The organism is Aminobacter niigataensis, from assembly GCF_014200015.1.
GTDB classification, from domain to species: Bacteria; Pseudomonadota; Alphaproteobacteria; order Rhizobiales; family Rhizobiaceae; genus Aminobacter; species Aminobacter niigataensis.
Map to the genome: position 1 here is coordinate 1 of NZ_JACHOT010000019.1, position 6,685 is coordinate 6,685.

3 protein-coding genes and 1 pseudogene are annotated in these 6,685 nt (G+C 64.3%); all 4 read right to left on the bottom strand.

All coding sequences use genetic code 11. The features are described 5' to 3' along the window. Positions 1–163: 163 nt before the first annotated feature. Complete coding sequence (locus GGQ99_RS25905) at positions 164–1,507, bottom strand: HlyD family type I secretion periplasmic adaptor subunit (RefSeq protein WP_183264788.1); 1,344 nt, start codon at positions 1,505–1,507, stop codon at positions 164–166. A 12-nt stretch (positions 1,508–1,519) separates the two neighbouring features. Beyond that, a complete protein-coding gene (locus GGQ99_RS25910; protein WP_425486867.1) occupies positions 1,520–3,679 on the bottom strand; it encodes a type I secretion system permease/ATPase in 2,160 nt (719 codons plus the stop codon). Positions 3,680–4,072: 393 nt separating this feature from the next. Further along, positions 4,073–6,109, bottom strand: coding sequence for a type I secretion protein (locus GGQ99_RS25915; RefSeq protein WP_183264790.1), 2,037 nt, complete (start codon positions 6,107–6,109; stop codon positions 4,073–4,075). 126 nt (positions 6,110–6,235) lie between these two features. After that, positions 6,236–6,685: pseudogene (locus GGQ99_RS25920) on the bottom strand (hypothetical protein); the annotation flags it as partial.

Below are 6,685 nucleotides of genomic sequence, written 5' to 3' on the forward strand. Positions count from 1 at the left end.
AACGGCACCCTGGTGTGAGGTTGCCAGCTTAAGAAGCTGATTGATTGTCGCGCTCTGATTTCAAGGACATGAAAAGTTCGACGTCGATTTCGACTGCCAATCGCTAACATCACGGCTGACGTCGACGCATCTCTGTCCCCCGTCGTCATGGCTTGCCCCTGGTTCACCGCTCCATGAATGCGCGCGACATGCTGTCGGCGATTGGCTTGGTCAGGTATCTGAAGAAGGTCCTTTCCTCGGTCTGGACCAAAACCTCCGCCGGCATGCCGGGCGTCGGCGAGAAGCTGTGAACACGTGAGATCTGGTCCGGCGACAGGCTGATCCGGGCGACGTAGACTTCGCGCGCCACGGGACCCGAGGTATCGGGAAGGGCGTCGGCGGAGACGTAGATCACTTGGCCGTCAAGCACCGGCGTGGTGCGCCGGTTGAGCGCGGTGAGCCGCACCGTGGCGAGTTGCCCGACACGCACGTTGTCGATGTCGGTGCGCGAGATCAGCGTCTCGATGACCAGCGGAACATTGGACGGCAGGATCTCGACGATCGGCTTGCCGCTTTCGATGACACCGCCGGCGGTGTGATAATACATGCGCACGATGGTGCCGGCGACGGGAGCGTTGATCGTCACGCGGTTGAGTACGCTCTTGGCCTGGCGCAGCTGTTCGCGGATGGTGTCGAGATCGCCCTCGAGGTTCTGCAACTGCTCGAGCGCCGCCTGCTTGTAGGCTTCCTGGGCCTGGGTGATCTGCTGGTCGAGCTTGATGATCTCGGAGCCGATCTCGGAAACCTCGGCGCCGAGGCGGCCGATCTGACCCTCGGCATCGGCCATGGCGCGCTGGATTGCCTTGATCTCGGTTGCCCGCAGCAGGCCCTTGTCGAGCAGCGACTTCTTGCCGGCATATTCTTCCTTCATCAGGGCGAGCTGCCGCTGCACCGCGTCGTGCTGTTGCTGATAGCCGTCCGCGCGATAGCGGTAGGCGGCAATGTTCTGCTTCAGCAGGCCGATTTCGCTTTGCAGCTTGCCGCGTGCGGCGGTGAAATTCAGTTGCTGGCCATCGACGATCGGCTTGATCTCCGGATCGTCGATGTTGTCGGTGACGGTGCTGGGGAAGGTGATGCTGGGGGCGCCGCTGATCTCGGCATTCAGCCGTGCGGCGATGGCATCCAGCCGTACCTGGCGCAGGAACAGCTGCCGCTCGGCGGCCTGTGCCGCCGTTTCGTCGAGGCGCACCAGCGGCTGATCGTAGCGGACACGGTCGCCTTCGCTGACCAGCAATTCCTTGATGATGCCGCCTTCCAGGTGCTGCACGATCTTGTTCTGGCCCGCTGCCACGAACGAGCCCTGGGCGATGATTGCCGCTGCAAGCGGGGCGGTGAAGGCCCAGGTGCCGAAGCCACCGAAGGTAAGAGCGATGAGCAACAGGCCGACCTTGGTCTGCTTGCCGATCGAGCGCGGCACCTCGGAGTACCATTCGAGATCGTGGACCTTTACGACTGCCGTGTCGCTCATGACATTGCCCCCTTACGGAATCTGATGGCCGAACGATCCGCCTTCGATGCTCAGGCCGCGCTGGGCGAGTGCCTGGAGCACGTCTTGCCGCTGGCCGAACAGGGCGACGGTTCCGTTGACCAGCAGCAGGATCTTGTCGACGCTGTGCAACAGGGCCGGCCGCTGGGTGATGGTGATGACGGTGATCTTGTTTTCCTTGGCGTGCTGGAGCGCGCGGGCAAGGGCTGCGTCGCCGGCTGCGTCGAGGTTGGAGTTCGGCTCGTCCAGCACGACCATGCGCGGGTTGCCGAAGAAGGCACGGGCAAGCGCGATGCGCTGCTTCTGGCCGCCTGAGAGCGGTGCGCCGTCGGCGGCGACGAATGTCTCGTAGCCATGCGGCAGCGTGGCGATCATTTCGTGCACGTCGGCGAGTTGGGCCGCCTGGTAGATCTCCGCGTCGGTGGCGTCATCGCGCATGCGGGCGATGTTGGCCTTGATCGAGGCGGGGAACAGCTGCACGTCCTGCGGCAGGTAGCCGATGTTCTCGCCGAACTGGCGCTGGTCCCAGTTGCGCAGGTCCATCAGGTCGAGGCGCACGTTGCCCGAGGTCGGCAGGATCGAGCCGACCAGCATCTTGCCGAGCGTGGTCTTGCCGGCGCCTGAATTGCCGATGACTGCGAGCGAGTCGCCGGGGGCCAGGGCAAAGGTGATGCCGTTGAGCACGACGCGCTTGGTGCCTTGCGGCACGAACAGCAGGCGTTCGACATCGAGCCGGCCTTCCGGGCGGGGCAGGTTGAGCCGTTCGAAATTGAGCGGCGAGGACTGCAGCAGGCTGGCGATGCGGCCATAGGCGGCACGCGACTGCACGACCTGGTTCCAGCCTTCGATGGCGCCTTCGATCGGGCCCAGCGCACGGCTGGCGATGATCGACGCGGCAATGACCATGCCGCCGCTGAGATGGCCGTCGAGCGCGAGATGCGCGCCCCAGCCGAGCATGGCGACCTGGGTCAGCAAGCGGGTCGCCTTCGACGTCGCGGCAAAGGCGATGTTGCGATCCTGCGCGATGACCTGCGCACGCAGCGAGCTTGCGGTGTCCTTGCCCCAGATGCGCACGGCTTCGGGGATCATGGCGAGCGCGTTGATGATCTGCGAGTTCCGCGACATCGAGTCGAGATGCAGATTGGCCTTGCTCTGGTGTGTATTGGCCTCGCTGAAGGGTGCCGCCGTCGAGCGCTGGTTGATGATGGTGATGACCAGCAGGATCAGCGAGGAGGTGACGACGATGAAGCCGAGATGCGGGTGCACGAGGAACACGGCCAGCACGAACAGCGGCGCCAGCGGTGCGTCGAGCAAGGTGAGCAGAGTGCCCGAGACGAGGAACGACCGGAGTTGCTGGAGGTCACCGAGCGTCTGGTATTCGCGGCCGTTGCTGTTCAGGGCCGCGCGGGCTGCAGCGCTCAGGATCGGGGCGCCCAACTGGGCCGCGACCTCGACAGCGGTGCGCATCAGGATGAGGCGGCGGATGGCATCGAAGATGGTCTGCAGGACCACCGCGCCGACGATCACGACCGTCAGCATGACCAGCGTGTCGACGGAGCGGCTGGTCAGCACCCGGTCGGAAATCTGGAACAGGTAGAGCGGTATTGCCAGCACCAGCACGTTGCTGGCCAGCGTGAACAGCATGACGATCAGCAGGTTGCGCTTGACGACCTTCAGGCCGGTCTTGAGCGAGGCCGAGAAATCGATCGGCCCGAGACGCTTGTGGAAGACGCCGCCACCGCCTCCGCCACCGCCACCACCGCCGCCACCGCTGTCGATATCGCCGCCGTTGGGGCCCTTGGCTTCGGGCAGTCTTTCCTTTGCCTTGATCGGTCCGTTGTCGGCGTCGATCACCTTGCCGACCGGCATCGAGGTGTCTTTCATTTCAGTCTTCGCCGGCCCTTGCGGTTCGCTGACCCGCATCTCGGGGCGAGGGGAGTCCGATGCTGCCGCAGCGGCTGGGGAGGGCGTCTCGGCGGACGTGGTCCTGGCCTGGGGCGCATCGTCGCCTTTTGCAGCTGCGATGGGTTCCTCCGGAGTTGCATGCGGGGCTGGTTGGGACCGCATGCTCGGCGCTGCTGCGGCGGGCGCAGACGCTGGGGGGCGTTGAGCCGTAGCGCTCCGCTCCGGAGGTATGATCGAAGGCTCGGCCATCGGCGGCCTTCCTGATGTCTGCTGGGTGCTTGGCGGCGTCGCCTGCGAGGGTGTTGCAGGCGCCGGCGAAGCGACGGGAACGCCAGACGACGGAGAGGTTACCGGTGCAGATGACTTGTCGCCCGCTTCTTCATGCAGCCGCCCGACGACCTTGTCGATGTAGCTTTCGAGGTGGTCGAGCGCCCGTTCCTGCGAGGCCACGGCAGTCGACAGTCTCGCTTCCGCCGCAGGTTTGCCTGCTGCCGCTGCCGGCTTGCTTGCTGCTTGTGCGGGCCTTGCCTCCGAATGCCTCGGCGCCTGCGGGCTGTCCTGGCTGTCGCCGTCGTCCGGCACGTTATGAAAACCACTCCAGCCTTCACGGTCGTCGGTCATCTTGCGCCCCTCTGAAACGGCTCAGCCCAGCATGTGCTGCATGACGTCAGCCGATCCGGAATCGGCCGGCTGCGGTGCTATCGGATTGGTATTCGAGGCGTCGCCGGTGTCGTCGGTGCCGTCATCGAGAAAAACGACGGCTTCGGTGACGAGTATGTCCGGGTTCTGCGCACCGAGGTCCGGATCGCTCGATACGAGATTTGCCTGGATCAGGATCTCGTCGGAGTAGCTGTCGCCGCCGACATAGATCTTGGACATTCCATCGACGTCGACGATGGTCGCGTCGTTGACCAACTGGTTGCCGCCTGTGGTGATAGTCCATTCGGCGTCGGGATTGGCGACCAGATTGTTCATGGCAAGCGCCACCTGGTCGCTGTCGCCGACCACGGTGGTCTGCTTGATGTAATTCAGATTGTAGATGTCGCCAGAGATGTAGAGCACGCGCAGCACGCCGATGCCGGCGAATGCGGCGTCCTGGAGAATGGCGTCCGGCAGTTCCTTGTTGCCGCCCGCGAGGTTGCTCCCCGCCGTGCTGTAGCCATCGGGCAGCGCCTCGGCGGTCGCGTTGCCGACGTTGACGATGCTTGCCTGGTTCCAGAGCAGATTGTCGCCCGTCGAGACCGAGCCTTCGCCGGTCGTTTGGAAGCCGGAGACCGCGCCGATCACATCGTTGTCGAGCAGCAGGTTGATCTGGTGGATGATGCTCGCGTCGTAGACGTTTCCGCCGATGATGATGAGGTCGTAGTAGTTGCCGATCTCGCTCAGGCTGAGCCCGTTGAACGCGGTGTTGTCGCCGGTCGAGACGACCGATTGCACACCCGACGACGAAGCAATGCAGACGTCGTTGTCGGTCACGAACGCATATTGTTCGATCCAGTTCATCATGATGAGGTCGCCCGAAATCTCGGTGACCACATAATAGGCGGGGAACCCGGTGGGGGCCTCGGCAGGCGTTTCGTCGCCGGCGGAGGTGTCGATGTGCTTGAACATCGCGATGTTGAAGCTGAGGTTGTCGCCGCCGCCCGGATCGAAAGGCCAGCCGCCGACCGCCGAGCCGACGCTGTCGGTGTCACACGTGCCGTTGATCTGGATGATGGCGTTGAGCGAGATATGGTCGCCCATGACGGCCATGACCTCGGCCGATGCCCAATCGTTGACCACGACGGCGTTGTTGATGACGGTGTTGCCGCCGGTGCTGATCTCGACGCTCGGGTTGGCCGTTCCGTCTCCCCAGCCATCCATGAAATCGCCGGAGTCCGGAGGCGTGTCGGTATCGAGCGGAGCGTCAGGCCCCTTGGCGTCGTCGTCCTGTTCCTTCAGGAAGTTGACGTAATCTTCCATCTTCGGGGCGTCGGCTGCGTCGATCAACTGGCCATTGAAATAGGTGCCCTCGATCGTTTCGGCCTTGACGCAGAAGACGTCAGCGCTGCCGTGGTCGTCGGCCTCGAAGTCGTTGAAACGGGCTTGCGCGGTGGTGACGAACGTCGCCATTTCCTCGGTCGAGCCCGGAAGCGTCAGGTCGTCGATCGGCGACAGGTCGGCCGCTGCCTGCTGCATGTCGGCCATGGGGCTTTCGTCGACGGGCGGCGCATTGAACTTCAGGCCACTGCCGCCAAAGCCGACATAGTCGTTGTCGGAAAGCCGGATTTCCTGGTTGACGATGGCAGCCAGGTCGCCCGGCGGCACGATCTTTGGCAGGACGATGCCGCCCGAACCAACCGTCGTGCCTTCCGGCAGGTTGGTGTAATTTTGGAGGAACGGTCCATCGGGAACCGGTACGTCGGGAGGGGTGAAGGCGACGTTGGTCCAAACCGTGACTTGCTCGATCTCGGGCCTGACGCCGACATACTTCACGCTCGGGTCGAAGTCTTCCAGGGAGTGGGAGGTGTCGACCTTGAGGGCGGCAGTCTGGTGCTCCGGCAATTGCTCGTCGGCCTGCTGCTTGGCCCTGAATTCGTCGTAGGCCTGCTTGAGGCGGGCCTCCTCACTCGCCGTGTCGAACAGGCCAATGAAGTGAGCGATCGTCTCGGTAATTCTGTCGAAATACGCGGCATACATCGTAGTGCCTCCGCCCGAATTTCAGGCGCGGTGAGGCTGCCAACATGCTCCACCGGCCAAGATGGACTGCGCGGGGGTTACCCGCGCAGTCGGTTTCGCTTGGCTTTTTTGGTTCAACCCAGACGATCAGGTGTTGTGGTCTTCGCCGGTTAGAGTGTTGTTGTAGTCACCGCCCACGACCGTCATGTCGACCGTATTGCCTTGGAGGTTGGCACCCATCACGATCTGCTGGTTGAAGGCACTAGTGTCGATGATGGCATCGGCGCTGGCTTCGCTTGTGCCAGTGACATAGCCGTCGTCGCCGTTCTGCGAGCCCCACATGCCACCGTCGCCGCCTGCACCACCGGCTCCTGCCCATGCATCGCCGACCGTGCCGCCGCCGCCGCCCCCGCCAGCCCAGGCGCCACCACCAGTGGCGTTGCCACCAGTGCCGTCAGCCCAGGCGCCGCTCAGCGCGTTGCCGCCGTCGCCATCGCCATAAGCCCAGGTGCCGCCGCTCGTGCTGGCGCCGCCGGTCGCTGCGCCTGCCGTCGCGGAACCACCGGTTCCTGCGCCGCCGCCGCCGCCGCCGCCGCC

Bases quoted from the DNA above. Each gene is read 5' to 3' on its own strand.
- GGQ99_RS25905 (WP_183264788.1), bottom strand. From the start codon at position 1,507: ATGAGCGACACGGCAGTCGTAAAGGTCCACGATCTCGAATGGTACTCC.
- GGQ99_RS25910 (WP_425486867.1), bottom strand. From the start codon at position 3,679: ATGGCCGAGCCTTCGATCATACCTCCGGAGCGGAGCGCTACGGCTCAA.
- GGQ99_RS25915 (WP_183264790.1), bottom strand. From the start codon at position 6,109: ATGTATGCCGCGTATTTCGACAGAATTACCGAGACGATCGCTCACTTC.